This is a genomic window from Micromonospora sp. NPDC005161, assembly GCF_053599855.1.
In genome coordinates, this window is record NZ_JBSFYQ010000027.1 from 76256 (window position 1) to 101384 (window position 25129).

The 25129-nt window shown below is 71.8% G+C and carries 24 protein-coding genes and 1 pseudogene; 18 read left to right on the top strand and 7 right to left on the bottom strand.

Annotation, left to right across the window (positions count from 1 at the left end):
- Window positions 1–51 precede the first annotated feature (51 nt).
- From ACWD5O_RS24095 to ACWD5O_RS24105, 3 genes are all read left to right on the top strand, one after another.
- The gene (locus ACWD5O_RS24095; RefSeq protein ID WP_354962458.1) at window positions 52–1416 is read left to right on the top strand and encodes a cellulase family glycosylhydrolase; all 1365 of its coding nucleotides are present in this window, start codon (window positions 52–54) and stop codon (window positions 1414–1416) included.
- Between the two features lie 93 nt (window positions 1417–1509).
- A complete protein-coding gene (locus ACWD5O_RS24100) occupies window positions 1510–2052 on the top strand; it encodes a hypothetical protein (protein WP_354962457.1) in 543 nt (180 codons plus the stop codon).
- A gap of 125 nt (window positions 2053–2177) precedes the next feature.
- Complete coding sequence (locus ACWD5O_RS24105; protein WP_354962456.1) at window positions 2178–2732, top strand: dihydrofolate reductase family protein; 555 nt, start codon at window positions 2178–2180, stop codon at window positions 2730–2732.
- A 7-nt stretch (window positions 2733–2739) separates the two neighbouring features.
- Here the strand turns inward: ACWD5O_RS24105 and ACWD5O_RS24110 are convergent, their stop codons facing one another.
- Entirely contained in the window at window positions 2740–5781 is a 3042-nt protein-coding gene (locus ACWD5O_RS24110; RefSeq protein ID WP_450086619.1) for a BTAD domain-containing putative transcriptional regulator, read from the bottom strand.
- Between the two features lie 66 nt (window positions 5782–5847).
- Between ACWD5O_RS24110 and ACWD5O_RS24115 the strand changes: the two genes are divergently transcribed.
- A complete protein-coding gene (locus ACWD5O_RS24115; protein ID WP_354962454.1) occupies window positions 5848–6603 on the top strand; it encodes an alpha/beta fold hydrolase in 756 nt (251 codons plus the stop codon).
- A gap of 10 nt (window positions 6604–6613) precedes the next feature.
- On the opposite strand, the gene ACWD5O_RS24120 is transcribed toward ACWD5O_RS24115, so the two are convergent.
- Entirely contained in the window at window positions 6614–7039 is a 426-nt protein-coding gene (locus ACWD5O_RS24120) for a hypothetical protein (protein WP_450086620.1), read from the bottom strand.
- A gap of 229 nt (window positions 7040–7268) precedes the next feature.
- Between ACWD5O_RS24120 and ACWD5O_RS24125 the strand changes: the two genes are divergently transcribed.
- Window positions 7269–9143, top strand: coding sequence for an adenylyl cyclase (locus tag ACWD5O_RS24125; protein ID WP_450086621.1), 1875 nt, complete (start codon window positions 7269–7271; stop codon window positions 9141–9143).
- A gap of 200 nt (window positions 9144–9343) precedes the next feature.
- The gene (locus tag ACWD5O_RS24130; RefSeq protein ID WP_450086622.1) at window positions 9344–11734 is read left to right on the top strand and encodes a discoidin domain-containing protein; all 2391 of its coding nucleotides are present in this window, start codon (window positions 9344–9346) and stop codon (window positions 11732–11734) included.
- Between the two features lie 45 nt (window positions 11735–11779).
- Here the strand turns inward: ACWD5O_RS24130 and ACWD5O_RS24135 are convergent, their stop codons facing one another.
- Window positions 11780–12646 carry a metallophosphoesterase family protein gene (locus tag ACWD5O_RS24135; RefSeq protein ID WP_450086623.1) on the bottom strand — a complete coding sequence of 289 codons (867 nt, stop codon included), beginning with the start codon at window positions 12644–12646 and terminating at the stop codon, window positions 11780–11782.
- 124 nt (window positions 12647–12770) lie between these two features.
- Between ACWD5O_RS24135 and ACWD5O_RS24140 the strand changes: the two genes are divergently transcribed.
- Window positions 12771–13622 carry an alpha/beta fold hydrolase gene (locus tag ACWD5O_RS24140; protein ID WP_354962449.1) on the top strand — a complete coding sequence of 284 codons (852 nt, stop codon included), beginning with the start codon at window positions 12771–12773 and terminating at the stop codon, window positions 13620–13622.
- A 99-nt stretch (window positions 13623–13721) separates the two neighbouring features.
- Here the strand turns inward: ACWD5O_RS24140 and ACWD5O_RS24145 are convergent.
- From ACWD5O_RS24145 to ACWD5O_RS24155, 3 genes and pseudogenes are all read right to left on the bottom strand, one after another.
- Window positions 13722–14567 (bottom strand): annotated as a pseudogene (locus tag ACWD5O_RS24145) (methyltransferase); the annotation flags it as partial.
- A 16-nt stretch (window positions 14568–14583) separates the two neighbouring features.
- Window positions 14584–14988 (bottom strand): hypothetical protein, encoded by a 405-nt coding sequence (locus tag ACWD5O_RS24150; protein ID WP_450086624.1) that lies wholly within the window; start codon window positions 14986–14988, stop codon window positions 14584–14586.
- A 63-nt stretch (window positions 14989–15051) separates the two neighbouring features.
- Window positions 15052–16086, bottom strand: coding sequence for a LacI family DNA-binding transcriptional regulator (locus ACWD5O_RS24155; RefSeq protein WP_450086625.1), 1035 nt, complete (start codon window positions 16084–16086; stop codon window positions 15052–15054).
- 131 nt (window positions 16087–16217) lie between these two features.
- Between ACWD5O_RS24155 and ACWD5O_RS24160 the strand changes: the two genes are divergently transcribed.
- From ACWD5O_RS24160 to ACWD5O_RS24210, 11 genes are all read left to right on the top strand, one after another.
- On the top strand, window positions 16218–17174 hold the full coding sequence (locus tag ACWD5O_RS24160) for a LamG-like jellyroll fold domain-containing protein (protein ID WP_354962446.1): 957 nt from the start codon (window positions 16218–16220) through the stop codon (window positions 17172–17174).
- A 37-nt stretch (window positions 17175–17211) separates the two neighbouring features.
- On the top strand, window positions 17212–19317 hold the full coding sequence (locus ACWD5O_RS24165) for a PQQ-dependent sugar dehydrogenase (RefSeq protein WP_450086626.1): 2106 nt from the start codon (window positions 17212–17214) through the stop codon (window positions 19315–19317).
- A 124-nt stretch (window positions 19318–19441) separates the two neighbouring features.
- Window positions 19442–19912: a molybdenum cofactor biosysynthesis protein gene (locus tag ACWD5O_RS24170; protein WP_450086627.1), complete on the top strand. Its 471-nt coding sequence runs from the start codon at window positions 19442–19444 to the stop codon at window positions 19910–19912.
- Between the two features lie 95 nt (window positions 19913–20007).
- Window positions 20008–20706: a nucleotidyltransferase domain-containing protein gene (locus ACWD5O_RS24175; protein WP_450086628.1), complete on the top strand. Its 699-nt coding sequence runs from the start codon at window positions 20008–20010 to the stop codon at window positions 20704–20706.
- Between the two features lie 20 nt (window positions 20707–20726).
- Window positions 20727–21533 carry a nucleotidyltransferase domain-containing protein gene (locus ACWD5O_RS24180; protein ID WP_450086636.1) on the top strand — a complete coding sequence of 269 codons (807 nt, stop codon included), beginning with the start codon at window positions 20727–20729 and terminating at the stop codon, window positions 21531–21533.
- Window positions 21534–21563: 30 nt separating this feature from the next.
- Window positions 21564–21986: a YbaB/EbfC family nucleoid-associated protein gene (locus tag ACWD5O_RS24185; protein WP_450086629.1), complete on the top strand. Its 423-nt coding sequence runs from the start codon at window positions 21564–21566 to the stop codon at window positions 21984–21986.
- Window positions 21983–22312 (top strand): hypothetical protein, encoded by a 330-nt coding sequence (locus tag ACWD5O_RS24190; protein ID WP_354962441.1) that lies wholly within the window; start codon window positions 21983–21985, stop codon window positions 22310–22312. Before ACWD5O_RS24185 ends, ACWD5O_RS24190 begins: the two co-directional genes overlap by 4 nt.
- 4 nt (window positions 22313–22316) lie before the next feature.
- On the top strand, window positions 22317–22811 hold the full coding sequence (locus ACWD5O_RS24195; protein WP_354962440.1) for a WXG100-like domain-containing protein: 495 nt from the start codon (window positions 22317–22319) through the stop codon (window positions 22809–22811).
- A complete protein-coding gene (locus ACWD5O_RS24200; protein WP_354962439.1) occupies window positions 22804–23334 on the top strand; it encodes an endonuclease in 531 nt (176 codons plus the stop codon). Before ACWD5O_RS24195 ends, ACWD5O_RS24200 begins: the two co-directional genes overlap by 8 nt.
- On the top strand, window positions 23331–23906 hold the full coding sequence (locus ACWD5O_RS24205; RefSeq protein ID WP_450086630.1) for an SUKH-4 family immunity protein: 576 nt from the start codon (window positions 23331–23333) through the stop codon (window positions 23904–23906). The genes ACWD5O_RS24200 and ACWD5O_RS24205 overlap by 4 nt, the downstream gene beginning before the upstream one ends.
- Window positions 23903–24439: an SUKH-4 family immunity protein gene (locus tag ACWD5O_RS24210; RefSeq protein WP_450086631.1), complete on the top strand. Its 537-nt coding sequence runs from the start codon at window positions 23903–23905 to the stop codon at window positions 24437–24439. Before ACWD5O_RS24205 ends, ACWD5O_RS24210 begins: the two co-directional genes overlap by 4 nt.
- Before the next feature lie 33 nt (window positions 24440–24472).
- On the opposite strand, the gene ACWD5O_RS24215 is transcribed toward ACWD5O_RS24210, so the two are convergent.
- Window positions 24473–24877, bottom strand: coding sequence for a nuclear transport factor 2 family protein (locus tag ACWD5O_RS24215; protein ID WP_354962436.1), 405 nt, complete (start codon window positions 24875–24877; stop codon window positions 24473–24475).
- Window positions 24878–25129 lie beyond the last annotated feature (252 nt).

Below are 25129 nucleotides of genomic sequence, written 5' to 3' on the forward strand. Positions count from 1 at the left end.
GCGCCGCCCCGCCTCAGGCCATCACAGTCGATCGACCGAAGCGGGTTCAGCATGCGCACACTGAGACTTGTCACGGCCCTGGCCGTCGCCGGCCTGCTCGCCGGTGCGGTGGCGATCACCGCCACACCGGCCAGCGCGGCGACCGCCGTGTTCTCCGTGACGAACAACTGGGGCAGCGGCTATCAGGGCCAGGTCACCGTCACCAACAACACCTCCGCACAGATCACCAGTTGGCGGGTCGAGTTCGACCTGCCGTCCGGGTCGAGCATCAGCCAGTCGTGGAACGCGCAGCAGGCCACCGCCGGTGGCCACTACACGTTCATCAACCTCTCCTGGAACGGGACCCTCGCCGCCGGCGCCTCGACCTCGTTCGGCTTCCTCGTCGCCGGCTCCGGCACCCCGGTCAACTGCACGGTGAACGGCGCGTCCTGCGCGGGCGGGCCGGCCCCGACGCCCACCCCGACGACCCCGACGCCCACACCGACGCCCACCCCGACCGTTCCGCCGCCGACCCCCGGCACCCCCGTCGAGCGGTACGGGCAGCTGCGGGTCTGCGGCACCGGAATGTGCGACAGGAACGGCGCGCGGGTGCAGCTGCGCGGCATCAGCAGCATGTGGCTCAACTGGGAGACGGCCCCCTACGCCGAGAACCTGTCCGCGCTGACCTGGATGCGGGACAACTGGAACCTCCAGGTGATCCGCGCGGCGATGGGCGTGGAGCCGGCGGGCGCGTACCTGAGTGACCCGGTCAAGGCCCGTACGCAGGTCGAGACGATCATCAACAACGCCGTCAGCGCCGGCGTGTACGTGATTGTCGACTGGCACGCGCACGAGGCGCAGCACAATCAGTCCGAGGCGGTCGCGTTCTTCGCCGACCTGGCGCGCCGCTACGGCAACCTGCCCAACGTCATCTGGGAGCCGTGGAACGAGCCGCTCCAGGTGAGCTGGACGGGCGTCATCAAGCCGTACCACCAGGCTGTGGTGGCCGCGATCCGCGCCGCCGACCCGGACAACATCGTCGTGCTGGGCACCCCGACGTGGTCGCAGGATGTGGATGCGGCAGCGGCCAGCCCGGTCGCCGGCACCAACCTGATGTACACGCTGCACTTCTACTCGTGCACCCACGGCGCGTCGCTGCGCGCGAAGGGCGACGCGGCGATCCGGGCCGGTCTGGCGCTGTTCGTCACCGAGTGGGGTGCCAGTCACGCCGACGGAGGCCTCGACGGCCGGGCCTGCCTTCCCGAGGCGCAGACCTGGGTGGACTGGATGAAGGCGAACGGCATCTCCTGGACCGCGTGGAAGCTCGACGTCGGCACCGACACCACCAACCTGCTCAGCGCCGGCGCGCCGGTGACCGGCGGGTGGAACAACTACCTGCACGGCCACGCGCCGTTCGTGGTCGCCAACATGAGATGACGACGTTCGGGCCCAGCTCCGACCGGGAGCTGGGCCCGCGCGGGCCAGTGCCGCGACTGCGACCAGCGGCGGCGAAGGCGTTATCCTGCGCCGGTGGAGGTCACGGCGGAGGGTGAGCGGCTGGCCGCCGACCTGGGCCGCTGGCTGGACGACCTGACCTTCGTCGACCTGGACGCCGACGAGGTCACCGCACGGGTGATCGACTCGGTGGTGGGGTGGGCCGAGGCTCAGGGCTGGCGGGTCTACCGGCGGGCACCCAGTGTCCTGCCGTTGCCACCGCCGCTGGAGCAGCGACACTCGGTCCTCGACGTGGCGTGCGCCCGCCCCGGCGGCCCGCCGGTGGTCGTGGAGGTCGACCACACCGACCGGGCGCGGACGGTGCAGAAGCTGCGGGCGGAGGCGGCCGCCGGCCGCATCCCGATCTGGGTGCGCTGGGGCGTCGGCCGTTTCACCGCGCCGCCACCGCCGGTGCGGATGGTGACCTGCGAGGTGACCCGGCGCGCCGGGCCGGCGGGGCGGGGTCGGCTGCACAGCCGGACCGGCGACCGCCCCCCGCCGGCGCACTCCATCGGTGGCGGCACGGCGGACGCGCAGGCGCTGCCCATCCCGCTGACCGACCCGGAGCAGCCGATCTGACCGACGCGCTTCCTGGACCGACACGGTTACGGACGCGGGTAAGGGCACCTGAAGCGAATCGTAAGCGGGACCCGACAGAGTTCTGGGTGTCACCGAGAGCACCGCCGACAACCAGGAGACCCCCGATGCGCAAGCTCATCAACTCGACCTACATCACCCTCGACGGCGTCATCGAGAACCCCATGTGGACCTCGCCGTACTTCGAAGAGGAGGCCGCCAGCCTCGCCGGCGAACAGACCAACGCCGCGGACGCGATGCTGATGGGCCGGGCCACCTACGACGGCATGTCCGTCGCCTGGCCGAGCATGGACGAGAACGACCCGAGCACCGGCGCGGCGTACTTCAACAACGTCAAGAAGTACGTCGCCTCGACCACCCTGACCAACCCCACCTGGAACAACACGGAGGTGCTCCAGGGCGACCTGGTCGAGGCGGTCACCAAGCTCAAGGCCCAGGAGGGCAAGGACATCATCCAGTACGGGTACGGCTCGGTCACCGCGCAGCTGGTCCGGGCGGGCCTGGTGGACGAGGTCCGGTTCTGGATCCACCCCGTGCTGGAGGGCGGCCCGAGCCTGACGACGCCGCTGACGGACGTCAAGGCGTCGTTCGAGCTGATCGACACCCGGGTGCACAAGAACGGCGTGATCATCGCCTCGTACCGGCCGAAGACGGCCAGCTGACCACTGATCAGAGCTGAGCCCGGGCCTGGCCCGGGCTCAGCTTCGCGCCCTCGGCGACCAGCGCGTCGAAGCGTTCCCGCCCCAGGGCGGCCAGAACGCGGACGCTCACCCGGTCGGTGTCGTCGCGTTCCGCCGGGGCGGCCGGGGCCTGCGCGGCGACCCGGGCGGCCGCCGCCGCGCCCAGGAGTCGGGCGGCGACCTCGGGGGAGCGCACCGCCGACGCCATCCCCTCCAGCGGGGTGACCGCGTCCCGTGAGGTCCCTATCGCCTCGGCGGCCTCGAACGCCTCGATGTGCAGGGCCAGCGCCGCATCCGGGTCACCGGCCTGCTCGACCGCGTAGCCCAGCTCGACCAGGATCATCGGCAGGTAGAGCGCGGGCTGGATCTCCGCGCGACCCTGCTCGGCGAGGTGCGTGAGGTGGGCGACGGCCACGTCGAGCTTGCCGTCGCGGCGGGCGGCCAGCCCGAGGCTCATCTCCGCGAAGACCAGCGCACTGGGCATGGCCTGCTCCACCGCCAGCTGGTACGCGCGCTCGGCCAGCTCCCGGCCCTGCGCGTAGTCGCGGGTCTGCACCGCGAGCCAGGCCAGCCACGACAGCTCGGCGCACACCTGCGGCCACAGCGCCAGCTCCTCGGCCCAGCGCAGCCCCTCCTGGTGCAGGGTGGCGGCGCGCTCGTGCTCACCGCGCATGTCAGCCAGCCCACCCACCCACTCGGTCGCCTGGAGCCGGCCCCACCGGTCACCGAGGTCCGCGAACAGCGCGGCGCTACGGGTTGCGGTGTACTCCAGCGTGACCTGGTCCCCGTTGGCGTGCGCGATCATCGCCCGGGAGCTGAGCACCGCGGCCTCGGTCCACGGATCGGCGGAGGCGGCGGGTAGCAGCTCCGACGCCAGGGCCAGGTCGCTGTGGCCGAGCACCGCGTGGGCCGCGAACCAGGCACCGCGGCCGTCCGGGTCACCGGCCAGCGCGGCGCGGACACCGGCCGGGTCGATCGGGTCGCCCTGCACCAGCGCGAAACCGACGCGCCAGGGCGCGGCGCGGGACTCCTGCGTCGGGTCACCCGGCACCGCCAGCGCCCGCCGCGCCTCGGTGAGCCGGCCGCGCAGATACCAGTACCAGCTCAACGCGATCGCCAGTCGCAGCCCGCCGCCGTGGGCCAGCGCCGATCGCAGGTTCGCCGCCTCCGCGTCGAGCAGCGCCAGCCACCGTTGCTGGTCGGCGCCGCGCAGCTGCGGGTCGGCGCGTTCGGCCAGCTCGGTGTAGTACGCGGCGTGCCGCGCGCGTACCTTGTCGGCGTCGGTCAGGCGGTCCAGGCAGAACGCGGCGACCGATTCGAGCAGCCGGTAGCGCGGCACGACGCCGGCGTCGTCGAGCACCACCAGCGACCGGTCCACCAGCCGGGCCAGCGTGTCCAGATCGGTGTGGCAGACCCGCTCGGCGGCCTCCGGGGTGCAGCCGTCATTGAACACCGCGAGCCCGGCGAGCACCGCCCGTTCGCCCTCGTCGAGCAGGTCCCAGCTCCAGCCGATCACCGCGGTGAGCGTCCGCTGTCGCGGCGGCACGTCCCGTTGCTGGGTGGTGAGCAGCCGGAACCGGTCGTCCAGCCGGTCCACCACGCCGTGCACACCGAGCGCGCGGACCCGGGTCGCCGCCAATTCCAGCGCCAGTGGCAGGCCGTCAAGGCGGCGGCAGAGCTGGGCCACCGCGGGAGCGGTCCGGTCGTCGAGGCGGAAGCCGCGCTGCTGCGCGGTGGCGCGGGCGGCGAACAACCGGGCCGCCGCCGAGCGCCGGACCGCATCCAGGTCGCCGTCCTCCGGCACGGACAGCGGAGGTACCTCCCAGAGCAGTTCCCCGGTGAGGCCGAGCGGCTCCCGGCTGGTGGCGAGCACGCTCACCTCGGGCGCGTCGCGCAGGACCCGGGCCACCAGGTCGGCGACCGGCTCGATCACGTGTTCGCAGTTGTCCAGCACCAGCAGCAGGTGTCGGTGTCGCAGCGCGGCGGTGAGCCGGTCGGCGGGGGACAGGCTCGTACCGGCGGTCTCGCGGGTGTCCAGCGCGCCCAGTATCTGCTCGGCGATGCGTGGGTCACCGGCGGGCAGCGGCGCCAGCTCGACCAGGTGCACACCGTCCGGAAGGGCCTGTGTACGGGCCGCCTCGGTGGCCAGCCGGGTCTTGCCGACGCCGCCCGGGCCGACCAGCGTGACCAGCCGCTGCCGCGGCAGCAGGGCCCGCAGCTCGGCCAGCGCCTCGGCCCGCCCGACCAGCTCGTCCAGCTGCGCCGGCAGGCTGTTGCGGATGATCGCGGCCTTCGGTGGCGGGCTGAGACCGGCGTCCTGTTCGAGGATCCTGCGGTGCAGGGCGACCAGCTCCGGCCCGGGGTCGAGGCCCAGCTCGTCGGCGAGCCGGTCGCGCAGCTCGGCGTAGCTGTCCAGCGCTTCGGACTGGCGGCCGGCCGCGTACAGGGCGCGGAGCTGCACCGCTCGCAGGCCCTCGCGCAGCGGGTGCCGGGCGACCAGCTCCGCCAGATCGGCCGCGACGAGGTCGTGCTCGCCCCGGAGCACCCGAGCCTCGGCCAGCCGCTCGTGCACGGTGAGGCGCTGCTCCGCGAGCCGGGTCGCCTCCGCGTGGACGAACCCGGCGTCGGCCATGTCGGCGTACGCCTCGCCGCGCCAGAGCGCGAGGGCCTCGGTCAGCCGCTCGACGTCGGTGCACCGGGCCAGTTCGGCGAACCGGTCGGCGTCGACCGCGCCGGCCCGCAGCAGGTACCCGGGCGGCCGGGACTCGATCATCTCGCGGGCACCCGGCTCGGCGTCGTTGAGCGCCTTGCGCAACTGCGACACCCGCACCTGGAGGGCGCCAGCGGGATTGGCGGGCGCGTCGTCGCCCCACAGGTCGTCGATGAGGCGGTCCGCCGAAACCACCTGGTTGCGGTTGGTCAGCAGGTCGGCCAGCAGCGCCCGGACCTTGGTGCCGGGCACCACCACCGGCTCGCCGGCGTCCGTGGTGACGGCGAGTGGTCCGAGCACCCCGAACTGCACGGCGGTCATCCTAGGCCCTAGCCGCGGTAAGGCCACCTGAAGCCGACCGTAAGCGCTCCGGCGCATCGTGTGGGCATGGACATCCACCACGAAGAGCACGGCAGCGGCGATGGCCGCCCGCTGGTGCTGATCCACGGTGCGCTCTCCGGCATCGGCACCTCGTTCGGCGCGATCCTGCCGCTCCTGGCGAAGACCCGGCGGGTGATCGCGGTCGAGTTGCAGGCACACGGTCACACGCCGGATGTCGACCGTCCGCTGACCGTGGAGCACTTCGCCGCCGACGTGGTCGAGTTGCTGGACCGGCTCGGCATCGCGCGGGCGGACGTGTTCGGCTGGAGCATGGGCGCGGCGGTGGCCCTGCGCCTGGGCACCGACCACGCGGCCCGGGTCGGCCGGTTGGTGCTCGCCTCGGTGAGTTTCGACGACGCGGGCCTGCATCCCGGGCTGCTCGACGGGATCCAGGACCTGCGACCGGAGCACCTGCACGGCTCGGAGTTCCACGAGGAGTACCTGCGGACTGCGCCGGACCCGGCGGGCTGGGCCAATCTGGTCACGAAGATGACGGTGCTGGACGCGAACCTGCCGCAGTGGGCCCCGGAGCGGATCGCCGAGCTGGCCGCGCCGACCATGATCGTGCTGGCCGACGCGGACATCGTCCAGCCCGAGCACGCGGTGCGGATGTTCCGACTGCTCGGCGGCGCGGTGCCCGGCGACCTGACCGGTCTGCCGGCCTGCCGGTTGGCCATCCTGCCCGGCACCACCCACACGTCGATCCCGCAGCGCGCCTGCTGGCTGGCCCCGATGATCGACGAGTTCCTGGACGACGTCTAGCCGATGCCCCCTATTCGGCTCTGCGGCGGACCGCCGCGAGCATGCGCCGCATGCCGATCACATGGCCGCCCGATCTCAGGAGGAGTTGTCGGTACAGGCCGCCGGCCAGGCCGGGGAAGGCGGCTCGCGTCTCGGCCCGCAGCTGTGACCGGCCCCGACCGATGGGCTCGAGGCGGAAGATCAGCGCGTAGGTTGAGAACCGATGGCTGCCGCGCAGAGCCAGTTCCCGACCGGGGATCGCGGTGACCACCCGGAAGCCGGGGAACGTCGAGCCTTTGGCGAGCGGCCGTGGCCCGGATGTGTCCGGGTCGGCGGCACCCACCAGGCGCGCGTAGCCGGCCATGCCGGGCCGGGAGAAGGACCCTTCGACGATGTCCGCCAGGTGGGGCCAGACCTCGACGGTCTCCGCCGCGATGACCGTGGCGTGCTCGTCCACGTAGGGCAATGAGTCGATCCGCATCAGCACCTCCCCCGCTGCACCGTCCATTCTCGCCCGCCCAGACCGAAGTTCGCCGTCCGTGGTCATAGCGTGCGGCCGATTTACCAGGTAGAAACATGCCTATCCCTTCGACTCGGCTCAACCTTCGGTCGGAGGGCCCAGAGAGCGCTCTCACCGCCCCCAGCTGTGCCGGAGGTACGGTCCGGCCACGGAGAGGACGAACCGCATGACAACCCAGCCCCGACGGGTGCGCCGGCGAATTGGTCGCACCCTCTTTCTCGCGGTCGTGCTGATCACCGCGGTCACGGCGACCAGCACCGCCGCTGCCGCCGGCCGGCCGACGCACGGCGCCCCGGACTTCGGGCCCAACGTCACGATCTTCGACCCCAGCATGCCGGTCAGCGAGATCCAGCAGACGCTGGACGCGGCGCACGCCCGGCAGGTCGACAATGAGATGGGCGCCGCGCGGCACGCCTACCTGTTCAAACCGGGCACGTACGGGACGGCCGAGCAGCCGTTGCAGGCCAAGGTCGGCTACTACACCGAGGTGTCCGGCCTGGGCGCCTCGCCCACCGACGTCACCGTCAACGGCAAGATCGAGGTGTACAACCGTTGCCTGGCCGACGGCGGCGCCGGCAACTGCCTCGCGTTGGTCAACTTCTGGCGCACCCTGTCCAACCTCTCGCTCACCATCAACGCGGCCGGCCAGGACGGCTGCCGGTCCTCGGCGAACTTCTGGGCGGTGTCCCAGGCGGTGTCGATGCGCCGCCTGAACATCAGCGGCGGTGGCCTGTCCCTGATGGACTACTGCACCGCGGGCCCGCAGTACGCCAGCGGCGGGTTCATCGCCGACTCCCGGCTGCCGGCCACCACCAACGGCTCGCAGCAGCAGTGGCTGACCCGCAACAGCGAGGTCGGCAGCTGGTCCAACGCGGTGTGGAACCAGGTCTTCGCGGGCGTCGAGGGCGCGCCGGACGACGCCTCCTTCCCGGACCCGCCCTACACGACGCTGGAGACCACCCCGCTGAGCCGGGAGAAGCCCTACCTCTTTGTCGACGGCAAGGGCCGCTACAACGTCCGCGTGCCCGCCGCGCAGCACGACAGCCGGGGGGTCTCCTGGGCCGACGGCCTGACGCCGGGGCGGACCATCGGAATCGGTGACTTCTTCATCGCCAAGCCGTCCGACCCGGTGCACGTCATCAACAGCCAGCTCGCGCGCGGCAAGCACCTGCTGCTCACCCCGGGCACGTACGACATCGCGCGCAGCATCGAGGTCCGGCGCGCCAACACGGTGGTGCTCGGCATCGGGCACGCCACGCTCATCGCGGTGAACGGCGCCATCCCGCTGGACGTCGCCGGTGTCCCCGGTGTCGTCGTCGCCGGCGTCACGATCGACGCCGGCCGGGTCGAGTCGCCGGTCCTGCTACGGGTGGGTCAGCAGCACGGCCGCAACGTCAGCACGCCGGGCAACCCGACCACGCTGTCCGACGTGTACTTCCGGGTCGGCGGCCCGCACATCGGCCGGACGAACACGGCGCTGGAGGTCAACAGCGACAACGTGCTCATCGACCACACCTGGGTGTGGCGCGGCGACCACGGCGTCGAGGGCTTCACCGAGGGCGTCAACGGCGACACGGACCGCTGGCGGACCAACACCGGTCGCTACGGCGCGGTCATCAACGGCGACCACGTGACCGCGACCGGCCTGTTCGTCGAGCACTTCCAGCGGTACAACACCGTCTGGAACGGCGAGCACGGCACGACGATCCTCTACCAGAACGAGCTGCCGTACGACCCGCCGACGCAGGCCGACTGGATGCACGGTGCCGTCGAGGGTTGGGCCGGCTACAAGGTCGGTGACCGGGTGCGGCACCACACCCTGTACGGCGGCGGGGTCTACGTCTTCAACCAGAACAATCCGTCGATCCACACCGAGAACGGCTTCGAGGTCCCGGTCACTCCGGGGGTACGGCTGCACCACATCATGACCGTCAACCTCAGCGCCGGCACGATCGACCACGTGGTCAACGGCGTCGGTGACGCGGCCGACATGACCAAGGTCGGCGCACCGGTCTACGTCACGCAGTACCCGACTCCGTAGGTATCCCGGGCGTACCGAACGGGGGCCGGAGCCAGCGCGGCTCCGGCCCCCGCCGTCTCCTGGTGTTCCGCAACTCTCGGCACTCAGTTACTTGCGATTCTTTGGCGAACAATTTCATCGATCAGTCCAAGTCTTGCGGGCTGGCGACCGCTACTGCCACGATGACCGTCAATGCCTTCCGTCCCGAAGGAGTGGTCGTCATGGCGGTCTCCCGCCGCAGGTTCGTCACATCGGTGCTGGCAGGGTCCGCCCTCGCCGCCGCCTCCACCACCGAACTGCTCGCCACCGGCACCGGCCCGGCCCGCGCCGCGAGTCCCCCCGGGGACGTGGTCGGCAAGGTGACGGTCGGCTACCAGGGCTGGTTCAGCTGCCCCGGCGACTCGGCGCCGATCGGCGGCTGGTGGCACTGGAGCCGCGACCGGTTCCAGCCGCCCTCGCCCGGCAACACCACCATCGTGTCCTGGCCGGACACCCGCGAGTACACGCACACATACCCCACCGCCTACCCCAACCTCGGCAACGGGTCGCCGGCCACCCTCTTCTCCTCGTACGACCAGCAGACCGTGGACACCCACTTCCGCTGGATGCAGGAGTACGGCTGTGACACCGCCGCGTTGCAGCGGTTCAACCCGTTCGGCGACGAGGGGCCGACCCGCGACGCGATGACGCAGAAGGTGCGTTCCGCCGCCGAGCGCCACGGCCGCAAGTTCTACATCATGTACGACGTCACCGACTGGCTGAACATGCAGTCGGAGCTGAAGACCGACTGGACGACGAAGATGTCCGCGCACACCGCGTCCAGCGCGTACGCCCGGCAGAACGGCAAGCCGGTCGTCTGCATCTGGGGCTTCGGCTTCAGCGAACCCAGCCGGCCCTTCGCGCCGGCGCCCTGCCTCGAGGTCGTCAACTGGTTCAAGGCGCAGGGCTGTTACGTCATCGGTGGGGTGCCGACCTGGTGGCGACAGGGGATCGAGGACTCCCGCCCCGGCTTCCTCGACGTCTACCACGCGTTCAACATGATCTCGCCGTGGATGGTCTACCGGACCACCACCCTGGAGGGCCTCGACTCGTACTACAACAACGTCAACATTCCGGACCTGGCCGACTGCGCGGCGCGCGGCATCGACTACCAGCCCTGCGTGATGCCCGGTGACCTCGCCGGAGGGCATCGCCGCCACGGCGACTTCTACTGGCGGCACATCTACAACATGGTCCGACTCGGCTCGCAGGGGCTCTACGTGTCCATGTTCGACGAATATAACGAGGGCAACCAGATCGCCAAGACGTCCGAGACCCAGGCCACCACCCCGGCCGGCGCGAACATCCGGGCGCTGGACGAGGACGGAGTGGCCTGCTCCTCCGACTACTACCTGCGGATCACCGCCGACGGCGGTCGGATGCTCAAGGGGCAGCTCGCCCTCACCCCGGTGCGTCCCACGCCACCGACGGTCGGTGGGCCACCGCCGCCGACCGGTGGCAACCTGGCCGCCGGCCGACCCACCTCGGCGAGCAGCCAGAACGGCCCGTACCCGGCGTCGAACGCGGTGGACTCCGACGCCGGCAGCTACTGGGAGAGCGGCAACGGCGCCTTCCCGCAGTGGTGGCAGGTCGACCTCGGCGCCAGTCACCAGGTCGGACGGCTCGTGGTGCGGCTGCCCGCCGGCTGGGGGGCGCGTACCCAGACCATCACCGTGCTGGGCAGTGTCGACGGCAACTCCTTCGGCACCATCGCCCCGGCCGCCGGCTTCACCTTCGACCCGGCGACCGGCAACAGCGTCACCCGTACGCTGCCGGCCACCGCCGCCCGGTACGTCCGGCTCAGCATCGGCGGCAACACCGGCTGGTCGGCCGGGCAGCTCGCCCAGGTCGAGGTGTACGCCGCGACCGGCACGCCGGACACCCCGCCCACCGCGCCGACCGGGCTCACCGTGACCGGCCGGACGGCGACCAGCGTGTCGCTGGCCTGGACGGCGTCCACCGACGACGCCGGGGTCAGCGGTTACCAGGTGCGCCAGGGCGGCACGGTCGTCGCCACCGTCACGGGCACCACGGCGACCGTGAACGGGCTCAGCCCGACCACCGGTTACAGCTTCACCGTCACGGCGCGGGACACCGCGGGCAACACCTCCGCGCCGTCGAACGCCGTCACGGTCACCACGGACGCGCCGGCCAACGCGGACCTCGCCCGTGGCCGACCCACCGCCGAGAGCAGCCACACCCAGAGCTACGGGTCAGGCAACGTGGTCGACGGCGACCCGAACAGCTACTGGGAGAGCGTCAACAGCGCCTTTCCACAGTGGGTGCAGGTCGACCTGGGCGCATCGCGCACCGTCGGGCGGGTGGTGCTCAAACTGCCGCCGGCGGCGGTCTGGGCGACCCGGACGCAGACCCTCGCGGTGCAGGGCAGCGCCGACGGGGCCAGCTTCGGCACGCTGGTCGCGGCCGCCGGGCGCACCTTCAACCCGGCCACCGGCAACCAGGTGACCCTCACGTTCGCCGCCGCGCAGACCCGCTACCTGCGGGTCACCGTCACCGGCAACACCGGCTGGCCGGCGGGGCAACTGGCGGCGCTGGAGGTGTACGCGAGCTGACCGCGAGCGGGCGGCCATCGGAGAGGACGGGTGGCCGCCCCCGTGTCAGCCCGTCGGCTGCTGCATCCGGCGCAGGTCGTCCGCCGGATGGATGGTGCGTACCGGGTCCGGCACCGGCCCGCGCCGTCGCCACTCGCGCGGGTAACCGAGGGAGACTTCCTCGAAGCGCACCCCGTCGTGGAACGTCGTACGAGGAATGTGCAGGTGCCCGTAGACCACGGTGGCCGCACCGAAGCGCAGGTGCCAGTCCCGGGTCCGCACGGTGCCACACCACTGGGCGAACTGCGGATACCACAGGACGTCGGTGGGTGCGCGCACCAGTGGATAGTGGTTGACCAGCACGGTCGGCAGGTCCGGGTCGCGCTCGGCCAGCCGGCGCTCGGTCTCGGTGACCCGGGCCTCGCACCACGCCTCCCGGCTCGGGTAGGGGTCGGGGTGCAGCAGGGCCTCGTCGGTGCACACCACCCCGGCCTCGTACGCCAGGTCCAGCGACTGCTGCTTGGTGCTCGCCTCGGGCACCCGGAACGTGTAGTCGTACAGCACGAAGAGCGGGGCGATCGTGGCCGGACCACCCTCGCCTTCCCACACCGGGTACGGATCCTCCGGCGTGACGACCCCCAGCCGCCGACACAGCCGCACCAGCTCGCGGTAGCGCTCCTCGCCGCGCAGCCGCACCGGGTCGTCGGGCGGTGTCCACAGTTCGTGGTTGCCCGGCGCCCAGACCACCCGCGCGAACCGGCTGCTGAGCAGCCCGAGCGCCCACTCGATGTCGGCGTACCGCTCGGCCACGTCGCCGGCGACGAGCAGCCAGTCACCGTCGTTGCCCGGGCGCAACTCCCGCACGAACGAGCGGTTCTCGGGATAGCCGATGTGCAGGTCGCTGACGGCCCGCAGCCGGGGCGGAAGGCTCACGCCCCGAGACTAGGTGTTCTGTCCAGAGAGGTTGGGGACGCGGCTGGCAGGTGGGCCGGCATATCCGGCGATCCGGCGGGAAAGCGCTGACGTCCGACAGCCCGAACCGGAGCAGGAGAAGAACATGCCTTTCATCACCGTGGGTACGGAGAACTCCGCGCCCATCGACCTGTACTACGAGGACCACGGATCCGGTCAGCCGGTGGTCCTGATCCACGGCTTCCCGTTCAACGGGGCGACCTGGGAGAAGGAGACCACGGCGCTGCTCAACGCCGGATACCGGACGATCACCTACGACCGTCGCGGCAACGGCAACTCCGCCCAGCCGGCGTTCGGGTACGACTACAACACGTTCGCCGCGGACCTCGACATCCTGATGAACGAACTGGACCTGCGCGACGCGATCCTGGTGGGTCACTCGATGGGCACCGGTGAGGTGGTCCGCTACCTGGGCAACTACGGCTCGCAGCGGGTGAGCAAGGCGGTGCTGCTCAGCCCGCTGCAACCGATGCTGGCCAAGGCCCAGGACAACCCGGAGGGCGTCGAGAGGAGCCTCTTCCAGGGTTTCCAGCAGGCCATCATCAAGGACCGCTTCGCCTACCTGACCCAGTTTTGCGACGCGTTCTTCAACTACAGCGAGAACAAGGGCAAGCTGGTCAGCGAGGAGGCGTACCACGCGCACTGGCAGATCGGCACGATGGCCTCCGGCAAGGCCACCCACGACTCCGTAACCGCCTGGCAGGAGGACTTCCGGCCCGACCTGCCGAAGATCGACGTGCCGGTCCTGATCATCCAGGGCGACAAGGACAACGTGCTGCCCTTCCCGGTGACCGGCCAGCGGCTCGGGCCGATGCTGCCGACCGGTCAGCTCATCACGCTCAAGGGCGCGCCGCACGGCATCCCGTGGACACACGCCGACGACATCAACAAGGCGGTGTTGAACTTCATCAAGCAGCCGGCCAAGGCTCGGGCCTGATCCGTACCGGCATCTGATCGGACGCCAGCGCGGCGGTCCCGCCGCCACACCCGGCCCACGCAGGCCCTCGGGCTCGCGTGGGCCGGGTGGCGTCGACGGTCAGGGCCGGCGGGCCACCACCGCGCCGTTGGCGCCCGGGGCGTCGAACGGCACCGTGTGGACGTCCACGAAGCCGGCGTCGGCGAGCCAGGCGACGTACTCGGCGCCCGAGTAGTTCCGGCCGCCCTCGGTCTCGACCAGCATGTTCATGCCCATCAGAGCGGCTTCCGGCGGCCCGGTGCGCTCATCGTTGAGCAGCAGCTCGCAGATGACGACCGTCCCACCGGGCGGGAGCGCCGCGTGGCACCGGGCCAGCAACGCGCGATTCGTCGGTTCGTCCCAGTCGTGCAGGATCATGCTGAGCAGGATGACGTCGTGCCCGCCCGGCAGCGCCGGGTCGGCGAGGAAGTCGCCGGGCAGCGTGTCGATCCGCCCGGTCAGGCCGGCCGCGGCGATCCGCTCCTCGGCCCGCGCGCAGACGTGCGGCAGGTCCAGGATGGTCGCCCGCAGTCCCGGCAGGCGGCGGCAGAACTCGATCGGGAACGCTCCGGCACCGCCGCCGACGTCGAGCAGCCGGCGGTGCGCGGAGAAGTCGTACGCGTCGGCCAGCGCACCGGCGGTGAAGCTGGACGTGGAGTACATGGCGTCCCAGAACTGCGCCAGCATCTCCGGGTCGGTGGTGTCGAACATCGACTGCTGGGCCTGCGGGTCCCAGGTCAGTGGCCGGTCGGTGCGCAGCGCCTCCCCGATGCGGTGCCAGGGCAGGTAGGTACGCAGGTCGGAGTAGCGGACCTGGGCTCCGAAGTAGTACGGGCCACCCTTGACCAGGAACTGCTCGGCCAGCGCCGAGTTGCGGTAGCCGTCGCCGGCCTTCTCCAGCAGGCCGAGCGAGGCGGTCGCGGCCAGCGCACGTCGGCGCCGGCTAGCTGGGTCGGCGGGCCAGCCGCCGACTGGCCCAGCGTGCGCCGAGGCTCACCGCCGTGCTGCCGATCGCCATCCCGACCAGCACCAGGACCGCCCCGACGGCCCACAACCCGCTGTCGTCGGACGACAACGCCCCCCACGACCAGGCCGCCGTGAAGGCCACCGTCATCACCGGCGCCACCAGCCACGGGCTCAGCCGCGTGCCGGCGAGCACGGCGAGCAGCGCGAGCGTCAGCACGCAGCCGATCACCTGCCACGCCTCGTACGGGCCGCTGCGCGAACCGGTCTGCGGGTCGACGTCGTACTCGGTGTCCCAGCCCAGCCAGAGCAACCACACCCCGACCGTGGCCGCCGCCAGGAACAGAGCCCCGCGCAGTGGGTGTGTACCCCTCGTCGCTGTCATCCGGAGATCATCCCCTGCGGTGGCGCGGTTCGAACAGACTCCGACCGAGCGTGCCCCGCCGCCTCACAGCGTCGGGGCGGGACCGGTCGAGTCGCGGACGACCAGCAGGTGCCCGGTGGAGCGCCGCCGGGGACGCGTCGAGCGGGGCTTGAGCGCCAGGCTGAGCGCGGTACGACCCATCTCGGTCATCGGCAGCCGGATGGTGGTGAGGCTGGGCGCGAGGTCGGCCGCCACGGAGACGTCGTCGAAGCCGACGACCGACATCCGCCCGGGGACCGGGACGCGGCGGGACCGCAGCGCCGACAGCACCCCCATCGCCATCGCGTCGTTGAGCGCGATGATCGCGGTCGTCTCCGGGTGTTCGTTCAGGATCTGCTCGGTGACCGCCCGCCCGCCGCCCCGGGTGAAGTCGCCGTGCACGACGGCGAGGTCGGCCGGGGTCAGCCCGCGCTGCCGCAGTGCCGACGAGACGCCGGCGAGCCGGTCGGCGACCGTGGTGAGACCGGCGCTGCCCGCGGCGACCGTGATCCGCCGGTGGCCGAGATCTATCAGGTGGTGGGCGAGCGCGTTGCCGCCGGCCTCGTTGTCGGGCAGGACGGCGTCGACGCCGAGCGCGTGCCGCCCGATCGCGGCCACCCGGCCGCCGTGGTCCTGGAACGCCGCCAGCTCGGCCCTGGCCTCGGCCTCCACCCGGGGGTCGTCGTACCCCGAACCGCTGATCAGGATGATGCCGACCCGCTGGGCGATGAGGTGGCGGAGTTGTTGCAGCTCGTAGTCGGGGTCCCGGCCGGACTGACAGATCTGCACCAGCAGCCCCTGCTCGGCGGCGAGGTGGATGACCCCGCCGGCGATCTCGGAGAAGTAGGGGTCGTCGACCTGGTGGACGATCAGGCCCACGGTGGAGCTGGCGCCGCCGGCGAGCGTGCGGGCGTACGGGTTGGCGACGTACCCCAGCTCGCGGGCGACCCGACGGACCCGGTCGGCCACCTCGGCGCTGACGCCGTCGCGGCCGGCGAGGGCCCGGGAGGCGGTCGCCAGCGAGACGTCGGCGCGATCGGCCACGTCGACGAGGCGCGGCCGCTGGCCAGCCCTGGGCATCCGCGACTCCCCGGAAACATCCATGTCACCCGATCTATTGCCAGTGACGCTGATCGAAGCCTAGGGTACGTAAGCGCTTACGTAAGCGCTTACGTACCCGGCACCGGCGTGCCGTGAAATGAGGTGAACCGATGTCCAGGGCCAGACGAGCGGCCGTCGCCACCGTCTCCCTCCTGGCGATCGGCGCGCTCACCGGAGCGGGGGCGCCCCCGGCGCAGGCGGACCGGCATCGCCCGTCCGACGTCCACCCCGCCCTGCGAGCGCACCTGGTCGCCGCCTACGACTTCGACCACCCGGTGCCGGGCGACGCCGCGCTGGAGCGCGACCAGGGCCGCTCCGGCACCGAGATCGAGCTGGTCAACGGCGGCGCCGCCATGCGGGTACGGGACCACGCCTACCGGGGCAGCGGCAACGCGGTGCGGACCCGGCAGGTCGACCCGGCGGTGGCCGGCAACGACGACTGGAAGGCCGGCACCTGGTCAGCCAGCGGGGTGCGCACCCTCCGCGCCTTCAGCGCGACCGCGGGCACCACCGTGATGGGCTGGTTCAAGCTGGAGATGGACAACCCCCTGCCCAACTCCACCACCGCCGACCCGAACGACCGGTACAACGCCATCGGCCTGGCCGGGGTGCTGACCGGCGACTCCGACGGCCACGGCGTCCGGGCCCTGCTCGAGCTGATCGACGTCGACGGTGAGCTGCGCCTCGTCGCGCTCGGCCGGCGCCTCGACGGCGGCAACTCGCAGACGTTCGCGGCGAGCCAGGACTGGCGTGACCTGCTGCCGGCGGGGGAGTGGGTGCACCTCGCCGCCACCTTCGACTTCGGTACCGGCGCCCTTGCCCTCTACCGCAACGGCGAACCGGTCAGCGGCTTCTACACCCGCACCGACGACCCGTGGCTCGTGTCCGGGCCGGGCCCGCACGTGACCACCGCGTCCGACCCCCGGGGCATCAAGATCGGCGGAAGCTTCCCCCAGGACACGGTGGAGCGGAACCCGTGTGACTGCCGCATGGACGGCCTGATGTTCCTCGACAGCGTGGTCTCCGCGAGCGATGTGCGGAGGCAGTACCGCCACCTGGCCCGCTGACCACCCTCGGCACCGTCCCACCGAGAAGGAGACACGCGTGCTCATCCTCCACGACAGCGCCCACGGTATCCGCAGGTCCGTGTTGACGGCCGGCCTCACCGCCGTGGTGCTGATCCTGTCCACCGTGCTCGCGACGCCCGCCCGGGCCGCGGCCGACGCGGTGTACGACCCGGTCCCCGAGATGCCGATCCAGTCCCGGCTCGGGCTGGTCCTCAGCGAGTACGCCAGCTTCCCGCAGTCGCAGCCGAGCCCGGCACCGACCGATCAGCGGCTCATGCGTACCGCCCGGATCAACACCATCATGGAGGTGCCCGACGGCTCCGGCCGGCGCGCGGTGCCCGACCTGAACGGCAGCCTCTACCTGGTCGAAGATGGCGTGCCGCACGTCTACCTCGACGTGGCGGCGACCTTCGCGCCGCAGTTCTTCTCCGGCCGCGGCCTGGGCCAGGGCTTCGGGTACGTCGCCTTCCACCCCGAGTTCGGCGCCAACGGCCGGTTCTACACCATCCACACCGAGCAGGCGTCGGCGACGACCACCACGCCGGACTACGCCCAGGCCGGCACGATCTACCACGGTGTCATCACCGAGTGGACGGCGACCGACCCGAGCGCCGACACGTTCGCCGGCACCCGCCGGGAGGTCCTGCGCATCGGGTTCGGCGGCCAGGTGCACGGCATCCAGGAAATCAACTTCAATCCCACCGCGAAGCGCCACGATCCCGACTACGGCCTGCTGTACCTGGCGGTCGGCGACGGCGGTCTGGGCGTGCGCAACACCGACCCGCAGAACCTGGGCATGCCGCACGGCAAGCTGCTGCGGATCGACCCCCGGGGCACCAACGCCGCCAACGGGCGCTACGGCATCCCACCCAGGAACCCGTTCGTCGGCCGCGCCGGCGCGCTCGGCGAGATCTACGCCCTGGGCTTCCGCGACCCGCACCGCTTCAGCTGGGACCGCGCGACCGGCCGCATGTACCTCGGGCACATCGGTGAACACGCCATCGAGGCGATCTACGAGGTCCGCGCCGGCGACAACTTCGGCTGGAGCGAGCGCGAAGGATCCTTCGTCTTCGACAAGGCGGCCACCAATCCCTGCGTCCGGCTCTTCCCACTGCCCGCCGACGACGACCGGTACGGATACACGTACCCCGTCGCCGCGTACGACCACGACCCCGCCGCGGACTGGAACTGCACCGCGGACGTCGGCGTCGCGGTGGCCGGCGGGTTCGTCTACCGGGGACGCGCGGTGCCGGCGCTGCTTGGCAAGTACGTGTTCGGTGACCTGGTCGACGGTCGGGTGCTCTACACCGAGGCGAACGAGATGCGCCGCGGGCGGGGCCTGGCCCCGATCCACCAGCTCGCCCTCTTCGACGCCGAGGGAACCCCGGTCCGTATGCGGGACCTCTCCGGGCCCGGCGCGCCCGGCGATCCCAACCGCGTCGACCTGCGCTTCGGGACCGACGCCGCCGGTGAGCTCTACGTGCTCGCCAAGGCCAACGGGAAGATCTGGAAGGTCACCGGCACCCGGGTCTTCGCCAGCGGAGACGTCGGGAACACCACCCTGCGCCGCACCGCGGGAGCTTCGAACTGGGCGCCGGTGACCCCGGCCAAGTGGCAGTTCACCCACGACCAGGTCATCCTCGCCGAGGCCGGGGTCAGCCGGCCGGGCCCGCGCCGGCCGTTCGAGTACGCCGTCCTGACCGCCGGACCGGCCTGGTCGTCGGTCGAGGTCGAGGCGCGGGTACGGCTCGACACGCCGGTGGAGGTCACCAACCGGGACGTGATCATCGTCTTCGGCTGGCGCTCGGACACGGAGTTCTACTACGCCCACCTCTCCACCGACAACACGATCTACCCGCACAACGGCATCTTCAAGGTCGACAACGCCGACCGGGAACGCATCGACCACCAGTGGAACGGCCGGTCGCGCGGCGCCAACCCGGCGATCACCGACGCCGACTGGCACCGCGTACGGGTCGTGCACCTGCCGGCGACCGGCGAGATCGCGGTCTACGTCGACGGGCGACGGGACCCGCTGATGACCGCGAAGGACAGCACGTTCGGCTCCGGGCGGGTGGGCTTCGGCTCGTTCGACAACGTGGGCCGACTGCGCAACCTGACCGTCACCGGCACGCCGGCCTGAGCACCGGTGGGGACGGCGGCACGATCATCGCCGTCCCCACCGGCTGCCGGATGCGCGAATCGCCCGCCGGCCGGGAACGCAGAGCCGGCCCGGAGGGGGTCATCCGGTTCGTAGAATCCGTGCCATGCCGCAGATCGTCGAGTTGCTGGCCTCGCCCGTGCACCGCTTCCTGGGCCGGCCCGCCGACGGCCCGGTTCCGGCCCCGCCCGGTGAGCTGGTCGACGTGGTGCGTATCCGGGCCGGTCTCGGCATCGTCGGCGACCGGTACTTCGGCCAGCCCGCACACCGCGACGCCAGCGTGACGGTGATCGCCCAGGAGTCACTGCCAGCCGGCATCGGGTTGGCGGAGGTCCGCCGCAACGTCCTCACCACCGGCATCGCGGTGGACGAGCTGATCGGCAAGGTGCTGGTGCTGGACTCCGGCGACGGCCCGGTCAGCCTGCGGGTGAACCGGGCCGCCCGCCCCTGCGCCTGGATGGACGTCACGGTCGGCCCGGGTGCGTGGAAGGCGCTGCGCACCACCGGAGGCATCCGCTGCACCCCGCTCAACGACGGCGTGCTGCGCGTCGGCCCGGTCGAGGCCACCGTGAGTTGACGAAACGGGCTCGACGGCGCGCCGCGAAACAGGCATGGTGTGCACCGGATGTCGACCGGCCGGAGCCGCCGACCCGACGCTCGGGGGAGGCGGCGATGGAGCACGCGCTGACGGATCAACTGGTCGACGACCGGACGATCCTGCAGGTGGTCGTCGGCTCCCGCGCGTTCGGCCTGTCCGGCGCCGCCTCGGACACCGACCGACGCGGGGTGTACGCCCTGCCCGCCTCGGCGTTCTGGGGTCTACGCAAGCCAGCGTGGCACCACGACGGCCCGCTGCCGGAGCAGATGCGCTGGGAGGTGGAGCGGGTCTGCGTGCTCGGGCTGGCGGCGAACCCCACCGTCCTGGAGGTGCTGCACTCCCCGCTGGTCGAGACGTGCACCCCGGTGGGCGAGGAACTGCGGGCGCTCGCGCCGGCGTTCCTGTCCCGGCGGGTGGCGGACACCTACCAGCGCTACGCCACCGCACAGTTCGGCAAGGCCGAGCGCGGTATCGCCCGCTCCGGCACCCCGACCTGGCGGCACGTGATGCATCTGATCCGGCTGCTGGCCGCCGGCGGTCACCTGGTCCGCACCGGGCGGTTGGTGCTGGACGTCGGCGCCGACCGGGACCGACTGCTGGCGGTGAAGGCCGGTGAGGTGCCCTGGGAGGACATCGTCGCCTGGCGGGACCGGCTGGTCGCCCGGTTGACGGCGGACCTGGCCACCAGTCCGTTGCCCGACCGGCCCGACGAGGCGCGGGTCGAGCAGTGGCTGATCTCGGTCCGCGACCGCTCCGTGCGGTGGCCGTCGTGACCGCGTGGGAGGGCGCTGGCCTGCCGGCCGGCGTCGACCTGGCGGGCATCGTCGCCGAGCAGCCGTACCCGCTGGTCTTCGCCACCGTCTCCGGCGCCCACCTGTACGGGTTCCCGTCCACCGACTCCGACGTCGACCTGCGCGGCGCGCACCTGCTGCCCGTCGAGCAGGTGATCGGGCTGGCGGAGCCGGCGGAGACCCGCACGGTCATGACCGACCGCGACGGGGTGGAGCTGGACCTGGTCACGCACGACCTGCGCAAGTTCGTACGGCTGATGCTGCGTCGGAACGGCTACGTGCTCGAACAGTTGCTGTCACCCCTGGTGGTGCACACCACGGCGGTGCACGCGGCGCTGATCGAGCTGGCGCCGCTCACGGTGACCCGGCACCACGGTCATCACTACCGTGGCTTCGCCGCGAGCCAGCGGCGGCTGTTCGATGCCACCGGTGAACTCAAGCCGCTGCTGTACACCTTCCGGTCGCTGCTCACCGGCGTTCACCTGCTGCGTACCGGCCGGATGCAGGCGAACCTGCCGGCCTTGCTCGACACCGAACCCGCGCCGGCCTACCTGCCCGACCTGATCGCCGAGAAGCGGGCCGCCGAGCACGGCGCACTGGACGACTTCGTCCCGGGCGCGACCCTCGACCGCGACCTGGCCGAGTTGGCCGCCCGGCTCGACCAGGCACAGCACGACAGTAGGCTGCCCGATCAGCCCGCCGGGTCGGTTGAGCTCAACGACCTCGTGGTCGCGGCCCGACTGCCGTCCACGCGGGACGGTGTTCGAACGCCGGCTGGGCGTGGTGAAGTCGTGGTACCCGTCCGTTAGGCTCGGCCCGTTCGGCCTTGGGGAGGGCAGATGGCGGCGGATCCGGTCAGTGGCGATTTCACCCGCATGTTGGACGCGACGATGCAGGCGTTGGGGGCGGTCAGCGCACCGGCCGCCGGCGCCGACGGGGAGCCGGCCGAGTCGCCGGCCGGCGAGGCCGCGGACGGTCAGGTCCGCGCCGAGCTGGGCCCGGACGGGCGGTTGCGGTCGCTCTGGGTGGAGCCCCGGCTGATGCGGCTCGGTTCGGAGGAGCTGACCGAGCACATCACCACGGCCGTCAACGCGGCGATCGACGCCATGCGGGGCGCCACGACCCCGCCGCAGGCCGGTGACCTGTCGCAGCTGCGGGAGCAGTTGGCGGAGGTCCGGGACACCGCGGTGCCGCGGCTCGGGTCGTTCCTGGCGGCACTGACCGAGGCGCAGGACCGGCTGGCCCGAGGTGGCCCGCGATGAGCGGCAACGGGTTCGAGGTGGAGCCGCAGACGCTGCGCGACGCCGGCACGACGGTCTCCGACCTCGCGGGCCGCTTCCTCGACGAGTTGGACGGCTTCGAGGCGCAGATGGCCGGTCACGGCCAGCCCTGGGGCGCCGACGACATCGGCTCGCTGATCGGGGTGGCCTACACCGAGGTCGCCGCGTACGTCTTCGACTGCCTCGGGCTCGCGGTGGAGGAGATCGGTTCGGCCGGTGGCGACCTGAGCTCCATGGCCGACGCGTACGACCGGGTCGACGAGGACGGCGCGGGCACGATGCGCTCGCTGGCCGGCGGGCTGGGGTAGCGCGATGGGTCTGCAGCTGCCTGGTGAGCTGGTCACCGCGCTCGGCTGGATCGGCTACACCTGGCCGGAGGGCGACGAGGAGAAGCTCTTCGAGATGGGCCAGGCCTGGATCGAGTTCGCCGGTCGGATCGGCGCCACGGCCGGCGAGGCGGACGCCGGCGCGGCCCAGGTGTGGTCGCAGAACGTCGGCCCGGCGGTGCAGGCGTTCCAGGGCTGGTGGACCGGTGAGCAGCACGGGCCGCTGGTGCTCCGGGACGGCGCCCAGGCGGCCGTGATCCTCGGCGCCGGCCTGATCGTCTGTGCGGTGATCGTCCTGGCGTTGAAGATCCAGCTGATCGTGCAGCTGGCCATCCTCGCGTTCCAGGTGGCGCAGGCGATCGTGACCGCGGTGGCCACTTTCGGCGCCTCGCTGGCCGAGATCCCGATCTTCCAGATGATCACCCGGGAGATCGTGGGTCTGCTGATCGACCAGGTCATCGGGCAGCTGCTCGATGCCTAGCAAGCCGAGGAAGGCGCGCGGCGTCGCCGCGAAGCCGGCGGCCGGCAAGATCGTCCGCAAGGCGGTCGAGAAGCTGGAGAAGCCCATCGTCCGGGTCACCGGGCCGGATCACAGCCTGCCGACGAAGGTGATCCGGGTCCAGCGCAAGGACTTCCACGCGACCTCGCAGTTCCGGCGCAAGATGGCGGCGCTGAAGAAGCTCAGCGACGAGGGCAAGCTCTACAAGGCCACCAACCCCGTCGAGCGGGACAAGAGCCTCACCGACGGCTACAAGGAGCGGATCCGCCAGAAGATCTGGGACAAGTACTGGCCGCACGACAAGGATCTGGCCAACCGGCTCAGCCAACGCCTCAGCAGCTACCACCCGGACCACGTATGGGAACTCCAGCTCGGCGGCCCGGACACCGTCGACAACCTCAAGTTGCTGCATGGTAGAACCAACACGGACATCGGTTCGCAGATCTGGGGGCAGATCCAGACCTTGCCGGACGGGACCCCGATCCGAATAGAGGTGGTGGATTGACCCCCGAGCTGCACCAGCTCATCGAGGAGCTGCGGGCCGACCTGGCCGAGGACCAGCCGGCGAGCCTGGGGTACGCCCAGTTCGGCGACGGCGCGGCCACCGACGCCGTGCCGGCGGACCTCCCGGCCGACCTGCGGGATCTCCTGCTGGTGGCCGACGGGCTGCGCGCCGGCCGGATCGAGCTGGCGTCCGCGTCCACCCTCACCGGCATCCAGTACCACCTGGACTACGCGCCGGACTTCTCCGCCATCCCGGAGGACCGGGCGGGCTGGCTGGTGATCGGCACCCGCAGCGACGAGCCGATCTTCATGGACCGGGGCACCGGCGCCATCTGGTACTTCCCGCCGACCGGCACCGAGTGGTTCATGGCGGACGCCTTCGAGGAGCTCGCGCCCGACCTGGATTCCTTCGTGCACTACTACCTGCTCGGCCCGGGCTACGCCGACCTGACCCCCGCCGACGACCAGTGGCACGCCTTCCTCGACCAGCAGGGCCTGCTCGACGACGAGGACGACGACGAGCCGGACGACGACGAGCCGGACGACGACGCCGACGCGAGGGACGGGCGGTGACCGTCACCCGCGAGGAGTTGGTCGCGCTGTGGGGCGAGCGGGGCGTCATCTACTTCCCGGACCAGCGCTTCGAGGCGATCCTCGGCCCGTTGGGGCCGGAGGTGTTCCCGCCGTACGGCGCCCTGCCGGTCGAGGTGCCGATCCTGTTCACGGTCGACGTGTCGGCGCCCGACGTGGAGCTCTTCTCCACCCTGCGCATCGAGGTGGGCGACGAGGCGCCGCGGGCGTACATCGTGCTGGGCAGTTCGCCCGAGGACCCGATGCTGCTGTTCTGCCTGCACGCGGCGACCGGCGAGGTGCTGCTGCTGGATCTCCAGACGCCGAACCTGGAGACGGTCAACAGCAGCTTCGCCGCGTTCGTGGAGTTCCTGTACCGGCTGGGCCAGCTCATCGCCACCGACCCGGGCGGGCGGGAGCGGGCAGCCCGTGCCGCACGGATTCGCGCCGGCCTGCGGGAGGTCGACCCGGCGGCGTTCGCCGAGCCGGAGTCCTGGTGGACCCTGGCGTTCGACGAGCTGGAGTCCACCACCTGAGCTGGTCGCGCCAGCGGTCACCCGGCCTGCGGGTCAGACCGGGCTGATGTGCGCGGCGAGCACCCGCCAGCCGTGCGCGTCGTCATGGATCCAGGTACGGGTGTACCGCAGGCGAGCCGCGAACGGCGTGCCGTCGAACACTCCAGCCACCCGGCCGAGGAAGAACGTCACGCCGGTCGTCCCGGCGACGAGCAGCTCCAGCTCCTCCTCGACGAGTTCCTCGATGACCGAGGTCCGGTCCCGGTGCGCGGTCAGGTCGTCCCGTTTGGTGTGCCTGCCGCCCTCCGGGCCGATGGCGATCAGCTCGTCGACGAGCAACTGGTCGAGGGCCGCCACGTCGCCGGCCCGCTGCGCCGCCTGCAGGGTGCGCTCGGCATCGAGCAGTTCCGCCTCGCGTTCGCTGTCCGGCATGGTGCCGTCCTCCTGATCGGGGTTCACCCGGCGCCACCGTCCACCGGAGCTGTCCGCATTGTGGCAGCCGGCGCGGTCCGAACGGGTGCGGATCGGCCGGCGGCGGGTCGCGTCCGGCGGCGGACGCGCGTCGCGTGAACGCAGCGGCTGTGGAGCGCGGGTCGGCCGGTGGCTGTGGGCCGCGGGTCGGCCGGTGGCTGTGGGCCGCGGGCCGGCCGGTGGCTGTGGGCCGCGGGCCGGCCGGTGGCTGTGGGCCGCGGGCCGGCCGGTGGCTGTGGG

Bases quoted from the DNA above. Each gene is read 5' to 3' on its own strand.
- ACWD5O_RS24160 (WP_354962446.1), top strand. From the start codon at position 16,218: ATGTCCAGGGCCAGACGAGCGGCCGTCGCCACCGTCTCCCTCCTGGCG.
- ACWD5O_RS24140 (WP_354962449.1), top strand. From the start codon at position 12,771: ATGCCTTTCATCACCGTGGGTACGGAGAACTCCGCGCCCATCGACCTG.
- ACWD5O_RS24195 (WP_354962440.1), top strand. From the start codon at position 22,317: ATGGGTCTGCAGCTGCCTGGTGAGCTGGTCACCGCGCTCGGCTGGATC.
- ACWD5O_RS24175 (WP_450086628.1), top strand. From the start codon at position 20,008: ATGGAGCACGCGCTGACGGATCAACTGGTCGACGACCGGACGATCCTG.
- ACWD5O_RS24200 (WP_354962439.1), top strand. From the start codon at position 22,804: ATGCCTAGCAAGCCGAGGAAGGCGCGCGGCGTCGCCGCGAAGCCGGCG.
- ACWD5O_RS24095 (WP_354962458.1), top strand. From the start codon at position 52: ATGCGCACACTGAGACTTGTCACGGCCCTGGCCGTCGCCGGCCTGCTC.
- ACWD5O_RS24125 (WP_450086621.1), top strand. From the start codon at position 7,269: ATGACAACCCAGCCCCGACGGGTGCGCCGGCGAATTGGTCGCACCCTC.
- ACWD5O_RS24170 (WP_450086627.1), top strand. From the start codon at position 19,442: ATGCCGCAGATCGTCGAGTTGCTGGCCTCGCCCGTGCACCGCTTCCTG.
- ACWD5O_RS24155 (WP_450086625.1), bottom strand. From the start codon at position 16,086: ATGCCCAGGGCTGGCCAGCGGCCGCGCCTCGTCGACGTGGCCGATCGC.
- ACWD5O_RS24110 (WP_450086619.1), bottom strand. From the start codon at position 5,781: ATGACCGCCGTGCAGTTCGGGGTGCTCGGACCACTCGCCGTCACCACG.
- ACWD5O_RS24150 (WP_450086624.1), bottom strand. From the start codon at position 14,988: ATGACAGCGACGAGGGGTACACACCCACTGCGCGGGGCTCTGTTCCTG.
- ACWD5O_RS24130 (WP_450086622.1), top strand. From the start codon at position 9,344: ATGGCGGTCTCCCGCCGCAGGTTCGTCACATCGGTGCTGGCAGGGTCC.
- ACWD5O_RS24190 (WP_354962441.1), top strand. From the start codon at position 21,983: ATGAGCGGCAACGGGTTCGAGGTGGAGCCGCAGACGCTGCGCGACGCC.
- ACWD5O_RS24105 (WP_354962456.1), top strand. From the start codon at position 2,178: ATGCGCAAGCTCATCAACTCGACCTACATCACCCTCGACGGCGTCATC.
- ACWD5O_RS24115 (WP_354962454.1), top strand. From the start codon at position 5,848: ATGGACATCCACCACGAAGAGCACGGCAGCGGCGATGGCCGCCCGCTG.
- ACWD5O_RS24185 (WP_450086629.1), top strand. From the start codon at position 21,564: ATGGCGGCGGATCCGGTCAGTGGCGATTTCACCCGCATGTTGGACGCG.